This window comes from Halomonas sp. ND22Bw (assembly GCF_003011945.1).
Lineage (GTDB): Bacteria > Pseudomonadota > Gammaproteobacteria > Pseudomonadales > Halomonadaceae > Halomonas > Halomonas halophila.
Genome location: NZ_PXWD01000030.1, coordinates 1 through 1,463, shown reverse-complemented (window position 1 = coordinate 1,463; position 1,463 = coordinate 1). Strand labels below are relative to the sequence as shown.

The window sequence follows — 1,463 nt, the reverse complement described above, 5'->3', positions numbered from 1 at the left end:
TTACACCAGCCACATGGCGAGGTTCGGCCAGAACAGCAGCGCGAACAGCACGCACAGCTGCAGGGCGATGAAGGGCAGCACCGCGACGAAGATGTCCTTCAGGCTGACCTCCGGCGGCGCCACGCCCTTGAGGTAGAAGGCGGCCGGACCGAACGGCGGCGACAGGAACGACACCTGCATGTTCACCGCGAACAGGATGCCGAACCAGATCGGGCTGTAGCCCAGCTGCTCGACGATGGGCACGAAGATCGGCAGCGTCAGCATGGCCACGCCGATCCAGTCGAGGAACATGCCCAGCACCAGCAGGATCGCCATCATCACCAGGATGATCACGATCGGCGCCACGTCGAGGCCCATGATCATGCCCGAGATGAAGCGGTTGCCGCCCATCAGGTTGTAGACGCCCACCAGCGCTGCGGCGCCGATGCCGATCCAGATGATCATGCCGCAGGTGGTCAGGGTCTGGCCCAGGCTCTCGTGCAGCGTCTTGACCGAGAACTCGCCGCGGGCGACCACCGCCAGCAGCACGCCGAACACGCCCATGGCCGCCGCCTCGGTGACCGAGGCCACGCCGCCGTAGATCGAGCCCAGCACCAGGCCGGCGATCAGCGCCGGCACGATGATGGCGCGCAGCGCCTGCCAGCGGTTGGCGAAGCCTTCCTCGCGGTCGGCGTCGGTCATCGGCGGGCCCATCGCGGGGTTCTTCAGGCAGCGCACCAGCACGTAGCCGATGTAGCTGGCCATCAGGATCACCGCCGGGGTGATGGCCGCGGTGAACAGGTCGGCGATCGACTGGGAGGCGATCAGGCCGTAGATGATCAGCACGATGGACGGCGGCATCATGGTGCCGAGCGCACCGCCGGCGCAGACCACGCCGATGGAGAGGTGCTTGTCGTAGCCCAGGCGCAGCATCTGCGGCAGCGCCAGGATGCCCAGCAGCACGATCTCGCCGCCGATGATCCCGGACAGCGCGGCCAGGAAGAAGGCCACCACCACGGTCTGCACCGCCACGCCGCCGGGCAGGCGACCGGCGAACACGCGCATGGCGTTGAACAGGTCCTTGGCGATCCCCGATCGGTCCAGTAGCGAGGCCATCAGCACGAACATCGGCACCGCCACCAGGGAGTACTCGGTGACGAAGCCGTAGACCCGGCTGGTGACCAGCGGCAGGGCGTTGGGCCCGAACCAGCCGAAGGTGAAGGCCAGTGCCACCAGGCCGGTGATGAAGGCCAGCGGCAGGCCGGTGACCAGCAGGGCGAAGATCAGCCCCACCATCAGCATGGTTCCGGTTGCGATATCCATCAGTCAGCCTCGTGGGAAAGGGTGTCGGGCTTGCGGCGCAGCGAGCGGGTCAGGTGCAGCAAGGACTGCACGCACATGATGGCCAGCGCCAGCAGGATCACGCCCTTCACCAGCGCCGGGAACGGCGGGTTCCAGGAGGTGCCGGAACGCTCCAGCTGCCA

Annotated in this window: 1 protein-coding gene and 1 pseudogene; both read right to left on the bottom strand. The window is 67.3% G+C overall.

Going from position 1 to position 1,463, the window contains the following annotated elements:
- Entirely contained in the window at nucleotides 1–1,302 is a 1,302-nt protein-coding gene (locus CVH10_RS16805) for a TRAP transporter large permease subunit (RefSeq protein ID WP_106489319.1), read from the bottom strand.
- A pseudogene (locus tag CVH10_RS27280) lies at nucleotides 1,302–1,463 on the bottom strand (TRAP transporter small permease); the annotation flags it as partial. The pseudogene CVH10_RS27280 and the gene CVH10_RS16805, both read right to left, overlap by 1 nt.